The sequence below is a fragment of the Cellulomonas sp. NPDC089187 genome (assembly GCF_040685135.1).
GTDB lineage: Bacteria > Actinomycetota > Actinomycetes > Actinomycetales > Cellulomonadaceae > Cellulomonas.
The window spans coordinates 217185-232985 of the sequence record NZ_JBFBHI010000003.1; the positions used below are offsets into that span (position 1 = coordinate 217185).

The 15801-nt window shown below is 69.5% G+C and carries 16 protein-coding genes and 1 tRNA gene; 11 read left to right on the plus strand and 6 right to left on the minus strand.

All coding sequences use genetic code 11. From position 1 onward, the window contains the following. Nucleotides 1–164 precede the first annotated feature (164 nt). Nucleotides 165–581 (plus strand): VOC family protein, encoded by a 417-nt coding sequence (locus tag AB0N78_RS09270; RefSeq protein ID WP_363388837.1) that lies wholly within the window; start codon nt 165–167, stop codon nt 579–581. Between the two features lie 163 nt (nt 582–744). Continuing rightward, the gene (locus tag AB0N78_RS09275) at nt 745–1785 is read left to right on the plus strand and encodes an NAD(P)-dependent alcohol dehydrogenase (RefSeq protein WP_363388840.1); all 1041 of its coding nucleotides are present in this window, start codon (nt 745–747) and stop codon (nt 1783–1785) included. A gap of 38 nt (nt 1786–1823) precedes the next feature. Here the strand turns inward: AB0N78_RS09275 and AB0N78_RS09280 are convergent. Next, nucleotides 1824–1895: transfer RNA gene (locus AB0N78_RS09280), tRNA-Gln, on the minus strand. 124 nt (nt 1896–2019) lie between these two features. Between AB0N78_RS09280 and AB0N78_RS09285 the strand changes: the two genes are divergently transcribed. Both AB0N78_RS09285 and AB0N78_RS09290 read left to right on the plus strand, forming a co-directional pair. Further along, nucleotides 2020–2622, plus strand: a complete 603-nt coding sequence (locus AB0N78_RS09285) for a TetR/AcrR family transcriptional regulator (protein WP_363389878.1) — start codon at nt 2020–2022, stop codon at nt 2620–2622. A 10-nt stretch (nt 2623–2632) separates the two neighbouring features. Then, nucleotides 2633–3136, plus strand: coding sequence for a MarR family transcriptional regulator (locus AB0N78_RS09290; RefSeq protein ID WP_363388843.1), 504 nt, complete (start codon nt 2633–2635; stop codon nt 3134–3136). A gap of 71 nt (nt 3137–3207) precedes the next feature. On the opposite strand, the gene AB0N78_RS09295 is transcribed toward AB0N78_RS09290, so the two are convergent. From AB0N78_RS09295 to AB0N78_RS09310, 4 genes are all read right to left on the minus strand, one after another. Beyond that, the gene (locus AB0N78_RS09295) at nt 3208–4323 is read right to left on the minus strand and encodes an ABC transporter permease (RefSeq protein WP_363388846.1); all 1116 of its coding nucleotides are present in this window, start codon (nt 4321–4323) and stop codon (nt 3208–3210) included. After that, entirely contained in the window at nt 4320–5234 is a 915-nt protein-coding gene (locus tag AB0N78_RS09300; protein WP_363388849.1) for an ATP-binding cassette domain-containing protein, read from the minus strand. Before AB0N78_RS09300 ends, AB0N78_RS09295 begins: the two co-directional genes overlap by 4 nt. A 267-nt stretch (nt 5235–5501) precedes the next feature. After that, entirely contained in the window at nt 5502–6173 is a 672-nt protein-coding gene (locus AB0N78_RS09305; RefSeq protein ID WP_363388852.1) for a response regulator transcription factor, read from the minus strand. Continuing rightward, on the minus strand, nt 6170–7495 hold the full coding sequence (locus AB0N78_RS09310; RefSeq protein ID WP_363388855.1) for a sensor histidine kinase: 1326 nt from the start codon (nt 7493–7495) through the stop codon (nt 6170–6172). Before AB0N78_RS09310 ends, AB0N78_RS09305 begins: the two co-directional genes overlap by 4 nt. 185 nt (nt 7496–7680) lie before the next feature. Between AB0N78_RS09310 and AB0N78_RS09315 the strand changes: the two genes are divergently transcribed. The 4 genes from AB0N78_RS09315 to AB0N78_RS09330 all read left to right on the plus strand — a co-directional run bounded on the left by AB0N78_RS09315 (nt 7681) and on the right by AB0N78_RS09330 (nt 11243). Then, nucleotides 7681–9450, plus strand: coding sequence for an ABC-F family ATP-binding cassette domain-containing protein (locus AB0N78_RS09315; RefSeq protein ID WP_363388858.1), 1770 nt, complete (start codon nt 7681–7683; stop codon nt 9448–9450). A gap of 223 nt (nt 9451–9673) precedes the next feature. Next, the gene (locus tag AB0N78_RS09320; RefSeq protein WP_363388860.1) at nt 9674–10291 is read left to right on the plus strand and encodes an ATP-dependent Clp protease proteolytic subunit; all 618 of its coding nucleotides are present in this window, start codon (nt 9674–9676) and stop codon (nt 10289–10291) included. After that, a complete protein-coding gene (locus AB0N78_RS09325) occupies nt 10288–10875 on the plus strand; it encodes an ATP-dependent Clp protease proteolytic subunit (protein WP_363388862.1) in 588 nt (195 codons plus the stop codon). The genes AB0N78_RS09320 and AB0N78_RS09325 overlap by 4 nt, the downstream gene beginning before the upstream one ends. A 173-nt stretch (nt 10876–11048) precedes the next feature. Then, nucleotides 11049–11243: a hypothetical protein gene (locus tag AB0N78_RS09330; RefSeq protein ID WP_363388865.1), complete on the plus strand. Its 195-nt coding sequence runs from the start codon at nt 11049–11051 to the stop codon at nt 11241–11243. A gap of 2 nt (nt 11244–11245) precedes the next feature. On the opposite strand, the gene AB0N78_RS09335 is transcribed toward AB0N78_RS09330, so the two are convergent. Next, nucleotides 11246–11629: a helix-turn-helix transcriptional regulator gene (locus AB0N78_RS09335; RefSeq protein ID WP_363388868.1), complete on the minus strand. Its 384-nt coding sequence runs from the start codon at nt 11627–11629 to the stop codon at nt 11246–11248. An 81-nt stretch (nt 11630–11710) separates the two neighbouring features. Here AB0N78_RS09335 and metG point away from each other — a divergent pair, with 81 nt between their 5' ends. The 3 genes from metG to AB0N78_RS09350 all read left to right on the plus strand — a co-directional run bounded on the left by metG (nt 11711) and on the right by AB0N78_RS09350 (nt 15796). Beyond that, complete coding sequence (metG, locus tag AB0N78_RS09340) at nt 11711–13495, plus strand: methionine--tRNA ligase (protein WP_363388871.1); 1785 nt, start codon at nt 11711–11713, stop codon at nt 13493–13495. After that, nucleotides 13495–14460, plus strand: coding sequence for a TatD family hydrolase (locus AB0N78_RS09345; RefSeq protein ID WP_363388874.1), 966 nt, complete (start codon nt 13495–13497; stop codon nt 14458–14460). Before metG ends, AB0N78_RS09345 begins: the two co-directional genes overlap by 1 nt. Nucleotides 14461–14572: 112 nt before the next feature. Further along, nucleotides 14573–15796: a ubiquitin-like domain-containing protein gene (locus AB0N78_RS09350; protein ID WP_363388877.1), complete on the plus strand. Its 1224-nt coding sequence runs from the start codon at nt 14573–14575 to the stop codon at nt 15794–15796. The last annotated feature ends 5 nt before the right edge of the window (nt 15797–15801 follow it).

Sequence of the window (15801 nt, forward strand, 5' to 3'; positions counted from 1 at the left end):
CAACGGGAGTGGGATGGCGTGCGTTCACGCACTCTACCGCCGCGATCGGTGCGTTCGGCGCGGACCGGTCCTACTCCCCCGCGCCGCGACGGTGCATCTGGGCGACCATGACGATCTCGACCCCGTCCACCGTCGCGCGGGGCCCGACGACGGAGGCACAGGTCATGACCGGTTCGGCATACCCCCGGGTGGTGCAGACCGTCCTGGACACCACCGATCCGCGCGCCCTGGCCGAGTTCTATCGGCACCTGCTCGGCCTGCACTACCGACCTGGCGACGAGCCGCCCGCCGCCGGGGAACCCGACCCGAAGGGTGAGGACTGGCTGGTGCTCACCGGAGACGCACACCTGGCCTTCCAGTACGTCCCGGAGCTGCCCGCCTCCACCTGGCCCGCCGCCGAGGTTCCGCAGCAGCTGCATCTGGACATCACGGTCACCTCCGCCGAGGAACTGGATCGGCATGGGCAGCGGGCCGTCGACCTCGGCGCGCGGCTGCTCCTCGACCGTTCGCACGACCCGCTGGAACCGTTGCGGGTGTACGCAGACCCGACGGGACATCCGTTTTGCCTCTTCGTGGGGTGAGATGTCTGACACATCACGCACCGTGTCCGATCAGGACGTTTTGCCCGTTTAGGGGGTGACGCATACCTGCAACAGGCATACGGTCGAGGCAGACGGAGGGCCTTACCACATTGTGAATCCCCGCACATGGGACCTTCCGCCACTCGAAGAGGAGTGATCGAACATGCGTGCCCTGCAATACCGACAGATCGGCGCTGCTCCGGAGGTCGTCGAGGTCGATACCCCTGAGCCCGGGCCGGGTCAGGTGCTGTTGAAGGTGACCGCGGCTGGAGCCTGCCACTCGGACGAGTTCGTGATGAGCCTGCCCGCCGAGCAGTACGTCTACGGCCTGCCGCTCACGCTCGGACATGAGGGTGTGGGCACCGTCGCCGCGCTCGGTGACGGAGTGGACGGACTCTCGGTCGGTGAGTCGGTGGCGGTCTACGGCCCGTGGGGCTGCGGGACCTGCGCCGCCTGCGCCCGCGGTGCCGAGAACTACTGCACCAGGGCCGCCGAGTTGGGCATCCGCCCGCCGGGACTGGGTGCGCCCGGCTCGATGGCCGAGTACATGCTCGTCGACGACGCCCGTCACCTGGTGCCGCTGGGCGACCTGGACCCGGTGGCGAGCGTGTCACTGACCGACGCCGGCCTGACGCCGTACCACGCGATCAAGACTTCCCTGCCGAAGCTCGGCGCGGGCAGCACCGCCGTGGTGATCGGCACGGGCGGGCTCGGCCACGTCGGCATCCAGGTACTCAAGGCCATCACCGGTGCCACCGTCGTCGCACTGGACGTCAACGAGGAGAAGCTGGCGCTCGCCCGCGAGGTGGGCGCGGACCATGCGTTCTTGTCGAATGACGACGCCGTCGCCTCGGTCAAGGAGCTCACCGGCGGACTGGGCGCGAACGCGGTCTTCGACTTCGTCGATGCCCAGCCCACCGTCGACCTGGGCGCGAAGATGCTGGCCACCGAGGCGGACTGGAGCATCGTCGGCATTGGCCGCGGCGTGGCCTCCTACCCGGCGATGGGCCTGCCCTTCGACGTGGCGGTCCGCCGCCCGTACTGGGGCACCCGGGCCGAGCTGATCGAGGTGCTCGACCTGGCTCGGGCCGGGAAGGTGTCCGTGGAGTATGAGACCTTCTCGCTGGACGAGGGTCCGTTGGTGTACGAGCGGATGCACGCCGGGACGATCCGCGGGCGCGGGGTCGTGGTACCGAACGCCTGAGTGCGCGACTGGTGGCCGGCGGGAACGTCGGCCACCAGCTCCGCCCCCAGGATTCGAACCCGGACCTCAAGGCACCAAAGGCCTGTGTGCTGCCATTACACCAGGGCGGACCGCACGACCCACCAGCGTGGACGTGCAGTGCCTAGTGTGCCAGGCCCGCGCACCGTCGAAGCCTGACAAGATGTCCCGATGGCCACCCAGACCCGCCGCAGCGCCCGTGCAACCAAAGCGCGGATGACCGCGGCCGAGCGTCGGCAGCAGTTGCTGGACGTCAGCCGCAAGCTGTTCGCGGAGAAGGGCTTCGACGGGACCTCCGTGGAGGAGATCGCCGCCCGGGCCGAGGTGTCCAAGCCGGTGGTGTACGAGCACTTCAAGGGCAAGGAGGGCATCTACGCGGTCGTCGTCGACCGGGAGATCCGTGCCCTGACGGACGCGCTGAACAGGGCGTTGGAGAAGGGCCACCACCCGCGGGTGCTGGTCGAGCGCTCCGCGCTGGCGCTGCTGGGGTACATCGAGGACAACGAGGACGGCTTCCGGATTCTGGTTCGCGATTCACCGGTCGCCCAGGCCACCGGGACGTTCTCCAGCCTGATCGGCGATGTGGCCACACAGGTGGAGCATCTGCTGGCCGACCAGTTCACCAAATCGCACCTGGACCCCCGCACCGCTCCGATCTACGCGCAGATGCTGGTCGGCATGGTGGCATTGACCGGGCAGCACTGGTTGGACTCGCGCTCGCTGGAGAAGACCGATGTGGCAGCGAACCTGGTGAACCTGGCGTGGAACGGATTGTCCGGGCTGGAGCGTCGCCCCCAGCTCTCCGACCAGCACGGGTAACCTCCACCGCATGCCCGAGCAGCAGCCGGTGGACGAGGTCGATCGGATCGTCGACGCCTGGGCTCGTGAGCGCCCGGATCTGGATGTCACCCCGCTGACTGTGCTGTCCCGGGTGACCCGACTGTCCCGGCACCTGGATCTGGCCCGGCGGCGCGCCTTCGCGCTGCACCGGCTGGAGCCGTGGGAGTTCGACGTGCTGTCCGCGCTGCGCCGCGCGGGGGCGCCCTATCGGCTGTCCCCGGGTGCGCTGCTCACCCAGACTCTGGTGACCAGCGGCACGATGACCAATCGGATCGACCGGCTGGCGGCCCGCTCCCTGGTGGAACGTCTGCCGTCACCGGAGGACCGTCGCGGTGTGCTGGTCAGTCTCACCGAGGACGGCCTGGCCCGGGTGGATGCGGCGATGACCAGTCTGCTCGACATCGAGCGCGACCTGCTGGCGGATCTGCCGGATGCCGACCGTGAGCGACTCGCGGATCTGCTGCGCACCCTGGTCCTGCCCTTCGACGCCTGAGCACGGACAGCGGCCGGCCGCCCCCACCCTCCTGGGGACGACCGGCCGCGGTTCGCAGCAGCTGACGGTGTTCAGCCCTTGAGCGCCTCGCTCAACTTCACCCGGCGACCGGTGCGCAGCACGGACCGCTCGTAGATCCGGGCACCGATCGCGGTTACGCCCCAGGCGGACAGGCCCAGGATCACCAGCGACAGCAGCGGCTCCCACCAGGCCGCAGTGCCGAGGAACAACCGGACCGGCATGCCCACCGGGGCGCTGAACGGCACGTAGCTCATGATCGCCAGCACCAGCTCGTTGGAGTTGAAGAAGATCACCAGGAAGTACGGGATCATCACCAGGTACATCACGGGCATCAGCACTGCTCCGGTGTCCTCTGTGCGGGAGACCAGCGACGCAGCGGCGGCGAACATCGCAGCCAGCAACACGAACCCGACGACGAAGAACAGCACGAACCAGGCCACGGGTGCGCCGATCAGACTGAGCACGTCGTCCTGCCCGGTGACGACCAGGCCGATCACCGCCGTCGCGGCGATGGCCGCGGTCTGACCGAAGGCCAGGATGCTGTTGCCGATCACCTTTCCGGCTAGCAGCGCACGGGGCGGCACCGCGGACAGCAGGATCTCCACGATCCGGGACTGCTTCTCCTGCACGGTGTTCTGCGCGATGGTGCTGCCGAAGGTCAGCGAGGCGAACATGAACACGATGCCGAAGGCCAGGGAGATCAGGTAACGCAGGCCCTCACTGGTGGTCGGCTCGTCCAGCAGCTCGACCTCCGGGGTGACCATCAGCGCGTTGATCACCGAGTCCGGCACCGACTCCTTGCCGACCACCAGGATTCCGAGCGGGTTGTCCGCGGCGTCATCGGCCAGGATCGCGGCGGACACCTCCTCGTCCTCGACCAGCTGACGGGCGGCCGCCTCGTCGGCGGCGGACATCGACTCGATCCCGTCGACACCCTCGACCAGCTCCGCAGTGGCGGGGACGACAGCGACCTTGGTATCCGAGGAGAAGGTGTCACCCAGCACGCTGGACAGCACGATCCCGGCCAGGATCACGATCAGCATCACCGCGGTGGAGATGATGAACGACTTGCTGCGGACCTGGGTGGTGACCTCACGCTCGGCCACCAGCATCGTGCTCTGCAGCATTGACGGGCTGGCCGGACGCTGCGGGGTGGGGGTGCTCATCGGGCGGCCTCCTCGTCGTGGCGCACCTCGTCGGTGACGATGTCGCGGAAGATCTCGGCCAGGCGCGGACGCACCGGGCTGAAGGACTGCACGGGGGCGGCATCCATCGCGGTCCGCAGCACCTGCTGGGCCGTCAGCTCGTCGGCGTCGAACAGCGCGTACCCGCTGTCAAACTCGAGCACCTGCACCCCGGGCTGGCTGCGCAGCCAGCCCATGTCGCCCCCGGAATGGATCTCGAACCGGGACTCGGCGTACTGCTCGCGCAGTTCCTCACGACCACCGGCGGCGCGGATCTTGCCCCCGGCGATCACGACCACGTCATCGCACAGACGCTCGACCACATCCAGCTGGTGCGAGCTGAACAGCACGGGCACCCCCTGCGCGGCGTACTCACTCAGCACCCCCAGCACCGTGTCCACTGCCATCGGGTCCAGCCCGGAGAACGGCTCGTCCAGGATCAGCACCGCAGGGTCGTGCACCAGCGCCGCGGCGATCTGCGCGCGCTGCTGGTTGCCCAGCGACAGGTCGTCCACCGGGTCGTGCAGCCGCTCCCCCAACCCCAACCGAGTCAGCAGATCAGTGGCCTTGGCGGTGGCGGTCCGCTTGTCGAAACCGTGCAACCGCGCGAGGTAGGCGATCTGGTCGACGATCTTCATCTTCGGGTAGAGCCCGCGCTCCTCCGGCATGTAGCCGAACCCGCGGCGCTGCTCGTCACCGAGCGGCTTGCCATCCAGTGTGACGGTGCCCGAGTCGGCCGACAGCACCCCCAGGATGATCCGCATGGTGGTGGTCTTGCCGGCGCCGTTGCCGCCGACGAATCCGGTGAGCTTGCCGCGCTGCACGGTGAAGCCCACGTCGTCGAGGACCAGTCGGTCGCCGAAGGACCGATGGATCCCGCTCAGCTGAAGCACGCTGAACTCCTGTCGTCGTGGTGGAGTGGTGATGACACGACGCTAGGCGGACGAGGGTGGCGGGCACCTCCGGCGCGGGGCGGATTTGTGTGACTCCGTCCCGGGGCGGAGGTCCGTCGCGAGGTGGAGGGCGGTCAGCGCGCGGTCGAAGGCACCTGGCACCTGATCCGCGCACTCGTCACCCCGCTCCACCAGCGCCTCCGGGGCGGCCGCTCCGGTGTCACCCTCAGACGACATCGCCGCGATGTCGTCGTACCGCGACACCGGTCAGCTCCCCAACCCGTTCCGGTACGCGAACACCACCGCCTGCACCCGGTCCCGTAGCCCCAGTTTGGTCAGCAGGTTCGACACGTGCGTCTTCACCGTCGCCCTGCCCAGCACCAGCTCCGCGGCGATCTCGTCGTTGCTCAGCCCCTGGGCGACCAGCCGGAGCACCTCGGTCTCCCGGTCGGTGAGCTGGCCGACCTGCGCGGTCCCCGGGCACGGCTCGGGGCCGGTCGGCTCGGCGCTGGCCGATCCCATCGCGCGGGCGATCACGGCGCGGGTCACCTCCGGGGACAGCAGCGCGTCCCCCGCAGCCACCGCGCGTACCGCATCCGCAAGTTGCTCGGGTCGGGAGTTCTTCAGCAGGAACCCGGCCGCACCGGCGTTGAGCGCCTCGACCAGGTAGTCCTCCCGGTTGAAGGTGGTCAGCACCAGCACCGCACAGTCCAACTCGGAGCGGATCTGCCGGGTGGCCTCGATGCCGTCGAGTTCCGGCATCTGAACGTCCATGCAGATCACGTCGGGGCGCAGCTCACGGGCGAGGGCGACCGCCTCGCGCCCGGTGCCGGCTTGCCCGACCACCGTGAGGTCGGGGGCAGCGTCGAGGATGGTGGCCAGTGCGGACCGGAGCAGCGCCTGATCGTCGGCGAGCAGCACTCGTGTCTCGGTGGTCATCGGTGGGTGGCCTCCCGCATCGTGGCGAGCGGAACCCGCGCCCGCACCAGGTAGCCCCCGCGGCCGCGCGGTCCGGCCTCCAGCGAGCCACCGTCGGCGGCGACCCGTTCCTGCATCCCGATCTGACCCAGCCCACTGCCAGAGGGTCGGTGCCGCCGAGTGACCCCGCCGCCGTCGTCGGTGATCTCCAGCTCGACGGCGTCGTCGCCGTACCGCAGTCGGACGTCGGCATGTGCACCCTCGCCCGCGTGCTTGCGGGTATTGGTCAAAGCCTCCTGCGCGATCCGGTACAGGTTCAGCGACAGCAGCGGTGGCAGCGTGCGTGGCTGCCCAACGACCTGGTAGGTGGTGTCGACCCCGGCCTCAGTGGACTGGGCGGCCAGAGCGGGCAACTGCTCGACAGACATGGAGGTGACGGCCTGCCCGGGATGCACCGGCTGCCCGGCCTCGCGCAGTGTCCCGAGCACCCCCTGCAGCTCCCGGATGGCCTCCCGCGCGGACTCCTCGACCTGTTCCAACGACGCAGCGGCCTTCTCGGGGTCAGCCGCCAGCACAACCCGCGCCGCCCCCGCCTGCACGCCCATCATCGACACATGGTGAGCGACAGCGTCGTGCAACTCCCGGGCCAGACGGAGGCGTTCAAGGGAGACCGCCTGCTCCTCGACCGTCCGACGCTCGGCAACCAGCAGCGCCCCCCGCCACTCGGTGCGGGCCCGCTCCCGGGCGGAGTTCCAGGCGTGATCCCCGAAGTACCAGGCCCCGGCGAAGTACAGGATGTTGGTCAGCACCTGGCTCATCAGGTAGGCCGCCATCGGGGAGAAAGCCCCGGCCCGGGACAGGCCCGGGATCGCCTCGGGGTCGGTGACCGACTGGAAGATCGACGTCAACAACCACCCGAACATCGCGACGATGATCACCGTGCGCACCCAGAACGCTCGCGTGCGGGACGACTCCCAGGCACCCACTGTGTACAGCGACATGAACAGGGCGATGTTGACGAACAACGTCTCGCTGACCTGAAAACTCACCGTGACGATGAACATCGCCGCGCAGATCCCCGCAACCACCGAGGGATAGCGTCGACGCAGGCGCAGGGGCGCGATCATCGCGATCAGGCAGGCCACCGCAACCGGACCTGAGGCGGGGTCGTCATACAGCCCGACCACCTGCCACAGCGCCAGGTCGAGCACCGCACCGATCAGCAACACCACGGCGACCCAGGCGTCAGCGCGCTGCTGGGCGGGAGTCGCAGGGGCGCGGCACCAGCGCGGATCGTCGGGGTCGGTAGTGGGCAGCGGGTCCAGCTCGGCGGGGGCTCGCACGAGGGCCAGGCTAGTCGGCACCACCGACGCGAAGTCGGGATCCACCACGCCAAACGCTGCGCCGGGTGACGCGGGCCACCGCCAGCACCCGCACCGTGCCCCCAGCAACACATCGCCTCAACGCAGCGGGGTGGTCGGGGGGCACAGTCCGCATCGTCCCATCCCCAGTCCGTACCCTTGGCGGAATGGCCCACCTGCTCGGCGGCGAGAACCTCCGTCTGTCCTTCCCGACCAAGACCGTCTTCGACCAGATCACCGTCGGGCTGAACGAGGGCGACCGGGTGGGCATCGTCGGCCGCAACGGCGATGGCAAGTCCTCCCTGCTGGCCATGCTCTCCGGACGGTTGGAACCGCACGGCGGTCGGGTCACGATCCGTGGCGGCACCCGGATCGGTGTGCTCGACCAGCAGGACACCCTCGACCCGGAGCAGACCGTCGGGCAGGCCATCGCCGACGGCCGCGCGGAACACGAGTGGGCGGGCGACCCGAAGATCCGCGATGTGGTGGCCGGGCTGGCCGCCGATCTGCCCTGGGACAAGAAGATCGGCGAGCTGTCCGGTGGTCAGCGTCGACGCACCGCGCTGGCCGCGCTGCTCGCCGGGGACGACGACGTGCTCATGCTGGACGAGCCGACCAACCACCTGGATGTGCAGGCGGTCACCTGGCTGGCCGGGCATCTGAACCGCCGTTGGTCCGCGAATGCCGGCGGTCTGCTGGTGGTCACCCACGACCGCTGGTTCCTGGACGAGGTCTGCACCGCCACCTGGGAGGTGCACGACGGCATCGTCGAGCCCTTCGAGGGTGGCTACGCGGCCTATGTGCTCCAGCGCGTCGAGCGGGACCGGATGGCCGCAGCCTCGGAGGCGAAGCGGCAGAACCTGATGCGCAAGGAACTGGCGTGGCTGCGCCGCGGCGCACCGGCCCGCACCTCCAAGCCCAAATTCCGGATCGACGCCGCCAACGCCCTGATCGCCAACGAGCCGCCGCCGCGCAACACGGTCGAGCTGTCCCAGATGGCCACCGCCCGGCTGGGCAAGGACGTGGTCGACATCGAGGACGTCAGCGTCAGCTACGGCGACCATCAGGTGCTGCGCGACGTCACCTGGTTGATCGCCCCCGGTGAGCGCACCGGCGTGCTCGGCGTGAACGGCGCGGGCAAGTCGACCCTGCTCGGGCTGGTCACCGGCGCTGTGCTGCCCACCACCGGCCGGGTCAAGCGCGGCAAGACCGTCAAGGTCGCCACCCTCACCCAGGAGCTCGCCGAGCTGGCCGATGTCGCCGACCAGCGGGTCACCGACGTGATCGCCCGCTACCGCACCACCTATGTCGCCGGCGGCAAGGAGATGTCTCCCGGGCAGTTGCTCGAACGGCTCGGTTTCACCAGCGTCCAGCTCCAGACCCCGGTGAAGGACCTCTCTGGTGGCCAGCGTCGACGCCTGCAACTTCTGCTCATCCTGCTCGACGAGCCGAACGTCCTGGTGCTGGACGAGCCCTCCAACGACCTCGACACCGACATGCTCGCCGCGATGGAGGATCTGCTCGACACCTGGCCCGGCACCCTGCTAGTCGTCTCCCACGACCGTTACCTGCTCGAACGGGTCACCGACCAGCAGTACGCCGTGCTTGACGGGCAGTTCCGGCATGTCCCCGGTGGTGTCGACGAGTACCTGCGCCTGCTCACCGCCGCGGAGTCCCGCCCCACCAGCGCCACCCCCAGCAAGGCACCCTCCGACGCCGCCGCGCTGCGCACCGCCAAGAAGGAGCTGTCCGCGGTCGACCGCCGGATGTCCAAGCTCAACGACCAGATCGCCGACCTGGACCGTCGGATGAACGAGCACGACCCCGCGGACTACGGCGGCCTGGCGAAGCTCACCGAGGACCGGGCTGCGCGGCAGGACGAGCTGGCGGAGCTGGAGCTGCGGTGGTTGGAGCTGGCGGAGGCGGTCGAAACCTGATCGGCCCCGACCCCAGCCCTGCCCCGAATCGCCCCGCGCCGCTGAGACTACGAAAATCGACGCTGGTGACGGCCTGATGCGTGGTTTTCCGTAGTCTCGGCGGTGGTCCGGCGCGGACAGAGTCGTGGTCCGGACGGTTGGTGGCCGGTCCTGCTGCTTACGGCGGATCTGCTGATGGCAGCATTCGCAACGCGTCGGCTTGCCGTGGGTCCACGGTGGAGCCATGACCAATTCCCCCGGCCCGCCCCAGTTCAGCCCCGAGGCCCGCCGCGCCCTCTATGACAGCCGGGTCCTGGTCCTGGACGGCCCGCTCGACGACGACAACGGCACGCTGCTGGCCAGTCAGATCGTCGCGCTGGCCGCCACCGATCCCAGCACCGACATCGCGCTGTGGATCCACTCCCCCGGCGGCTCGGTGCCCTCGATGCTGGCCATCCGCGATCTGATGCACCTGGTGCCCTGCGATGTGTCCACCCTCGCGCTGGGCATCGCCTACTCGGCCGGGCAGTTCCTGCTCTCCGCCGGGACACCGGGCAAACGCCGCGCCCTGGCGCACGCCCGGGTCCTGATGCACCAGGGCTCAGCCGGGATCGGCGGCACCGCGGTCGATGTCGAGCTCCAGGCCGACGACCTGCGGCACACCCGGGACACCGTGCTGGGGTTGATTGCGCAGGACACGGGACAGCCCCTGGACCGGATCTTCGAGGACAGCCTGCACGACCGTTGGTACACCGCCACCGAGGCGCGCGACTACGGCTTCATCGACCAGATCGTCGACGACTTCGCCACCATCCGCCCCCACCGAGGGCGCGGCCAGGCTGGATTCGGCGGTGTGGCATGAGCAGCTACACGATCCCGAACGTGGTCGCTCAGCATCCTCGGGGCGAGCGGATCATGGACGTCTACTCCCACCTGCTGACCGAGCGGATCGTCTACCTCGGCACCGCCCTGGACGCCGGGGTGGCCAACACCCTGATCGCCCAACTCCTGCACCTGGAGGCGGACGCCCCCGACCGGGACATCCAGCTGTACATCAATTGCGAGGGCGGCGACCCGTCGGCGATGCTCGCGGTCTACGACACCATGCGCTACATCAAGCCCGAAGTGGCCACCGCCTGCGTCGGCCAGGCCGTGGCGGTCGGCGCGGTGCTGCTCGCCGCCGGTGCACCCGGCAAACGCGCCGCGCTGCCGCACGCCCGCGTGGTGCTGCACCAGCCCGTCGCCCAGGGTCGTGGCGCGATCCCCGATCTGATCCTGGCCGCCGATGAAGTGGTGCGGATCCGGGCGGAAATGGAGGGCATCCTGGCCGAGCACACCGGCCAGACCGTCGAGCGGCTGCGCGCGGACACCGACCACGACCGGGTGTTCACCGCGCAGGCGGCACAGGACTACGGGCTGGTCGACCAGGTGATCGACCAGCGGTGAGTGTCGCTAGGGTCACCGCATGATCTGGCCCTTCCGTCGCGCGCCCCGTCCGGAGCCGGAGCCACCCCGAGAGCCCGGACATTGATCCCGAGCTGAACGCGGTGCTGCTGTCCCATCTGGATCGGTGTCCCCGCACCACCGACGTCGACCAGGTCCGTGAGCACCTTGGCCCCATGGCGACCAGGGAGAGGTTCGACCGTGTCCAGGAGCTGCGAGACGAGATGGGCGGCATTCCGGTCGACTGGTCCGCGCGCTCGCTTCTGGAGGGCACCCAGGACGCGATGCGGGTGATGGCCGCTCGCCACCCGGAGCTGAGCCGCGCATCGATCCGGAAGCTCGGCAACTACTTCAGCTACGGCTGGCGCTGAGCTCAAGCCGCCCGCGCGGACGGCCAGGCGTAGACCACCGCTCCACGCGGCAGCGGCGACAGCTCCGCGAGCGCCGACACCATCGCCTGCGACTCTTGTACCGACCCGCCACCGCCCAGCTCCTCCGCCACCCCCACCGTCAGGTCGAGCAGCGTCACCCCCAGCGCCCCGGCCACCGCCGCGATCATCTCGCTGGACGGGTCTTTGACCCCGCGCTCCATCTCGGAGAGGTACTGCGGGGACACGCCCGCCCGCTCGGCGGTCTCCCCCAGGGTCTCGCCGCTTTCGTGTCGGAGCTGGCGCAGTCGGATGCCAAGCAGTTCCCGCCACAGGGGCTCGCGTCGGCGACGGATCAGGGACGCGGGGCGTGTGGTCGTGACGGTCATGCTTCACGGTAGGACCGAGCCACCCGAGGGCGGGAGGACTTCTGCCCAGAGCAGAGCGCGGACGTCATTAGGATCGACCCCATGTCCCGCATCCTCAGCGCTGTCGCCTGGCCCTACGCCAACGGCCCGCGCCACATCGGTCATGTCGCCGGCTTCGGCGTTCCCTCCGACGTGTTCAGCCGTTACATGCGCATGGCGGGGCACGACGTCCTGATGGTCTCCGGCACCGACGAGCACGGCACGCCGATCCTGGTCCAGGCGGAGCAGGAGGGTGTCTCACCACAGGAGCTGGCCGACCGCTACAACCGCGTGATCGTCGAGGATCTGACCCAACTCGGCCTGTCCTACGACCTGTTCACCCGGACCACCACCCGCAACCACTACGCCGTGGTGCAGGAGATGTTCCGCACCGTGCACAAGAACGGGTACATGGTCGAGCAGACCACGATGGGCGCGATCAGCCCGTCCACCGGTCGCACGTTGCCAGACCGGTACATCGAGGGCACCTGCCCGATCTGCGGCTACGACGGTGCCCGCGGCGACCAGTGCGACAACTGCGGCAACCAGCTGGATGCCATCGATCTGATCAACCCGAAGAGCCGGATCAACGGCGAGACGCCCAAGTTCGTCGAGTCCGAGCACTTCTTCCTCGACCTGCCCGCCTTCGTGGACGCCCTGGGCGACTGGCTGCGCTCGCGGACCAACTGGCGGCCGAATGTGCTGAAGTTCTCGCTGAACCTGCTGGACGACGTCCGCCCGCGCGCGATGACCCGGGACATCGACTGGGGTATCCCGGTACCGCTGCCCGGCTGGGAGGAAAACTCCCATAAGCGGCTGTACGTCTGGTTCGACGCGGTGATCGGCTACCTGTCCGCCTCCATCGAGTGGGCCCGTCGCAGTGGCGACCCGGACGCCTGGCGGCAGTTCTGGACCGACCCGGAGACGATGTCCTACTACTTCATGGGTAAGGACAACATCACCTTCCACTCCCAGATCTGGCCGGCCGAGCTGCTCGGCTACACCGGCGGCGGGTCGAAGGGTGGCCAGCCCGGCCCGTACGGGAACCTGAACCTGCCCACCGAGGTGGTCTCCAGCGAGTTCCTCACGATGGAGGGCAAGCAGTTCAGCTCCAGCCGTGGCGTGGTGATCTACGTCCGCGACATGCTGTCCCGCTACCAGCCGGATGCGCTGCGCTACTACATCTCCACCGCCGGTCCGGAGAACCAGGACGCCGACTTCACCTGGGCGGACTTCAAGCGTCGGACTAATGACGAGCTCGTCGCCGGTTGGGGCAACCTGGTCAACCGAACCGCGAGCATGGTGCACAAGAACTTCGGTGCCATCCCCGAGCCCGGTCAGCGTCAGCCGGTGGACGAGGCGCTGCTCGCCCAGACCACCACCGCTTTCGGTCGGGTCGGCGAGCTGATCGGTACCCACCGGCACCGCGCGGCGATCGGCGAGGCGATGCGGATGGTCCAGGAGGCGAACCGCTACGTCTCCGAGACCGAGCCGTGGAAGCTGAAGACCGACCCGGACCGACTGGCCACCGTGCTGCACACCACCACCCAGGCGGTCAGCGACCTGAACACCCTGCTGTCGCCGTTCCTGCCGCACTCCGCGCAGCAGGTGCACGAGGCGCTGGGCGGCACCGGCACGGTCTCCCCCCTACCCCGCATCGATGAGGTCACCGACCTGGACGACCCGAGCCGCCAGTACCCGGTGATCACCGGCGACTACTCGACGGTCCCCGCCTGGGAGCCCCGTGCGGTCGTGCCGCGCACCCCGGTGGCCAAGCCGACCCCGGTGTTCACCAAGCTGGACGACGACATGGTCGAGGCGGAGCTCGACCGCCTGCGCCAGGCCTGATGTCCCGCAAGCGCCGCGCTCCGGGGTGGCCCGCCGCCCCGGAGCCGTTGCCGAGCCCCGTTCCGGACAACCACACCCACCTGGAATCGGTGCTCCATGTCCGGGAGGAACCGGGCCCGGACACGCTGGATTCGCATCTGGACCTGGCTGCGTCCGTCGGGGTGCCCCGGATGGTCCAGGTGGGCTGCGACCTGGATGCGGTGGCGTGGACGGATGCCGCACTGCGCGCCGACGCGGGTGAGCCCGACGCGACCGGCCCGGTGCCGATGTCCACCGGCCGTGGTGCCCTGCTCGGGGCCATCGCCATCCACCCCAATGAGGCTGTGCTGCACGCCGGCATCCACGAGGTCGCCCCGGACGGACTGGACCCGGACCCGCTGCCCCGGCACGACCTCGGCCTGGACGACGCCCTGGCCGAGGTCGAGCGCGTCGCCCGGGCCAATCCGCGCGTGCGGGCCATCGGTGAGACCGGTTTGGACTTCTTCCGCGCCGGGCCGCGCGGGCGAGCGGTCCAACGGGAGGCCTTCCGCGCGCAGATCGCCCTGGCCAAGGAGCTCGGTCTGGCGATGCAGATCCACGACCGGGACGCCCACGACGAGGTGGTGGACATCCTGCGCCGGGACGGTGCCCCGGAGCGCACGGTCTTCCACTGCTTCTCCGGTGGACCGGCTCTGGCCGAGGTGTGCGCCGCGCACGGCTGGTTCGCCTCCTTCGCCGGGCCGGTAACCTTCGGGGCCAACGACGACCTGCGGGCCGCGCTGCGGGTGCTCCCGGTGGAACTGGTCATGGTGGAGACCGACGCGCCCTACCTCACCCCGCACCCCGCGCGCGGCAAGCCGAATGCGCCGTACTTGATCCCGCTGACCGTGCGCCGGATCGCCGAGGAACTCGGTCAGGACCTGGACGTGCTCTGTCGGACGCTCGCCGGTACCACCGAGCGGGTCTACGGCACCTGGTCCAACTGACACGCACAGACATGCACTGACACGCCGCGGACACTCCGAGCGGGGTTCCACGTCGGTCACGAATCGGTTACGGTCGTGGCAGACCAGCCCCCCACCCCATGGAGATCTCCGCGTGGCCACCCCCGCCGAGTCCGCCGAGCACGCCCGGCTCCGTTCCAGGACGTCCCGCCGGCAACAGCAGCGCCCCTCCCGTGCGGTACGACTGGGTGCGCAGGCGGCGGTGTTGCTGCTCGCAGCGGGTGGGACCACCGCCTTCGTCGGGCTCCACAAGACGGTGACGGTGGAGGTCGACGGCCAGCAGGTCGAGGTGAACGCCTTCGGTCGCACGGTGGGCCAGGTGCTCGCCAGCGGCGACATCACCGTCGGTGAACACGACCTGGTCGCCCCCGGGTTGGGTGAGCAGATCCGGGACGGCGCGGAGATCGTCGTGCGGCACGGTCGGCAGATCGACGTCGAGGTCGATGGCCGCCAGCAGACGGTGTGGACCACTGCCCTGACCGTCGGTGAGGCGGTGGATGATCTGGGCCTGCGCGAGGGCAACACCTTGACCTCGGCCTCCCGCTCCGCTGCGGTGACCCGGGACGACGTGCTGCGGGTCTCCACCCAGAAGACCATCCACCTGGCGGTCGACGGTCAGGTGATCGACGGCGTGACCAGCTCTGGCACGGTCCGGGACGCGTTGCGGGACATCGGCCTGGTGCTGAACGAGGGCGACCACGTCTCCGTGCCACTGGACGCCACCGCCACCGACGGCCTGGTCGTCATGGTGACCCGGGCCGCCACCACCGGCGAGACCGTCACCGAGGCGATCCCGTTCGAGGAGCAAGAGGTCGAGGACCCCACGCTGGTCAAGGGCACCCGCCAGGTCGACACCCCGGGGCGCGCCGGTGTCCGCACTACCACGTACAGCACCGCCGTCGTCGGCGGAGCCGTGGTGGAACGCCAGATCATCGCCTCCGCTGTCACCACCGAGCCGGTCACCCAGATCGTCAAGGTCGGCACCCTGGAGATCAGCGCGGATGTCTCGGTCACCCCGGGCAGCGCGCAGGAGCTCGGCAAGCAGATGGCCGCCGCACGCGGGTGGGGCGACGACCAGTTCTCCTGCCTGCTCCAGCTCTGGAACAAGGAGAGCGGCTGGCGGGTGAACGCGGAGAACCGGTCCTCCGGTGCCTACGGCATCCCGCAGGCACTGCCCGGCTCCAAGATGGCCAGTGTCGCCGCCGACTGGCGCACCAACCCCGCCACCCAGATCACCTGGGGTTTGAACTACATCGCGGGCCGCTACTCCACCCCCTGCGGCGCGTGGTCGGCCTCTCAGGCCAAGGGCTGGTACTGACCGCA

Coding starts and splice junctions, on each gene's coding strand:
- AB0N78_RS09270 (WP_363388837.1), top strand. CDS start 165: ATGACCGGTTCGGCATACCCCCGGGTGGTGCAGACCGTCCTGGACACC.
- AB0N78_RS09275 (WP_363388840.1), top strand. CDS start 745: ATGCGTGCCCTGCAATACCGACAGATCGGCGCTGCTCCGGAGGTCGTC.
- AB0N78_RS09285 (WP_363389878.1), top strand. CDS start 2,020: ATGACCGCGGCCGAGCGTCGGCAGCAGTTGCTGGACGTCAGCCGCAAG.
- AB0N78_RS09290 (WP_363388843.1), top strand. CDS start 2,633: ATGCCCGAGCAGCAGCCGGTGGACGAGGTCGATCGGATCGTCGACGCC.
- AB0N78_RS09295 (WP_363388846.1), bottom strand. CDS start 4,323: ATGAGCACCCCCACCCCGCAGCGTCCGGCCAGCCCGTCAATGCTGCAG.
- AB0N78_RS09305 (WP_363388852.1), bottom strand. CDS start 6,173: ATGACCACCGAGACACGAGTGCTGCTCGCCGACGATCAGGCGCTGCTC.
- AB0N78_RS09315 (WP_363388858.1), top strand. CDS start 7,681: ATGGCCCACCTGCTCGGCGGCGAGAACCTCCGTCTGTCCTTCCCGACC.
- AB0N78_RS09320 (WP_363388860.1), top strand. CDS start 9,674: ATGACCAATTCCCCCGGCCCGCCCCAGTTCAGCCCCGAGGCCCGCCGC.
- AB0N78_RS09325 (WP_363388862.1), top strand. CDS start 10,288: ATGAGCAGCTACACGATCCCGAACGTGGTCGCTCAGCATCCTCGGGGC.
- AB0N78_RS09330 (WP_363388865.1), top strand. CDS start 11,049: ATGGCGACCAGGGAGAGGTTCGACCGTGTCCAGGAGCTGCGAGACGAG.
- AB0N78_RS09335 (WP_363388868.1), bottom strand. CDS start 11,629: ATGACCGTCACGACCACACGCCCCGCGTCCCTGATCCGTCGCCGACGC.
- metG (WP_363388871.1), top strand. CDS start 11,711: ATGTCCCGCATCCTCAGCGCTGTCGCCTGGCCCTACGCCAACGGCCCG.
- AB0N78_RS09345 (WP_363388874.1), top strand. CDS start 13,495: ATGTCCCGCAAGCGCCGCGCTCCGGGGTGGCCCGCCGCCCCGGAGCCG.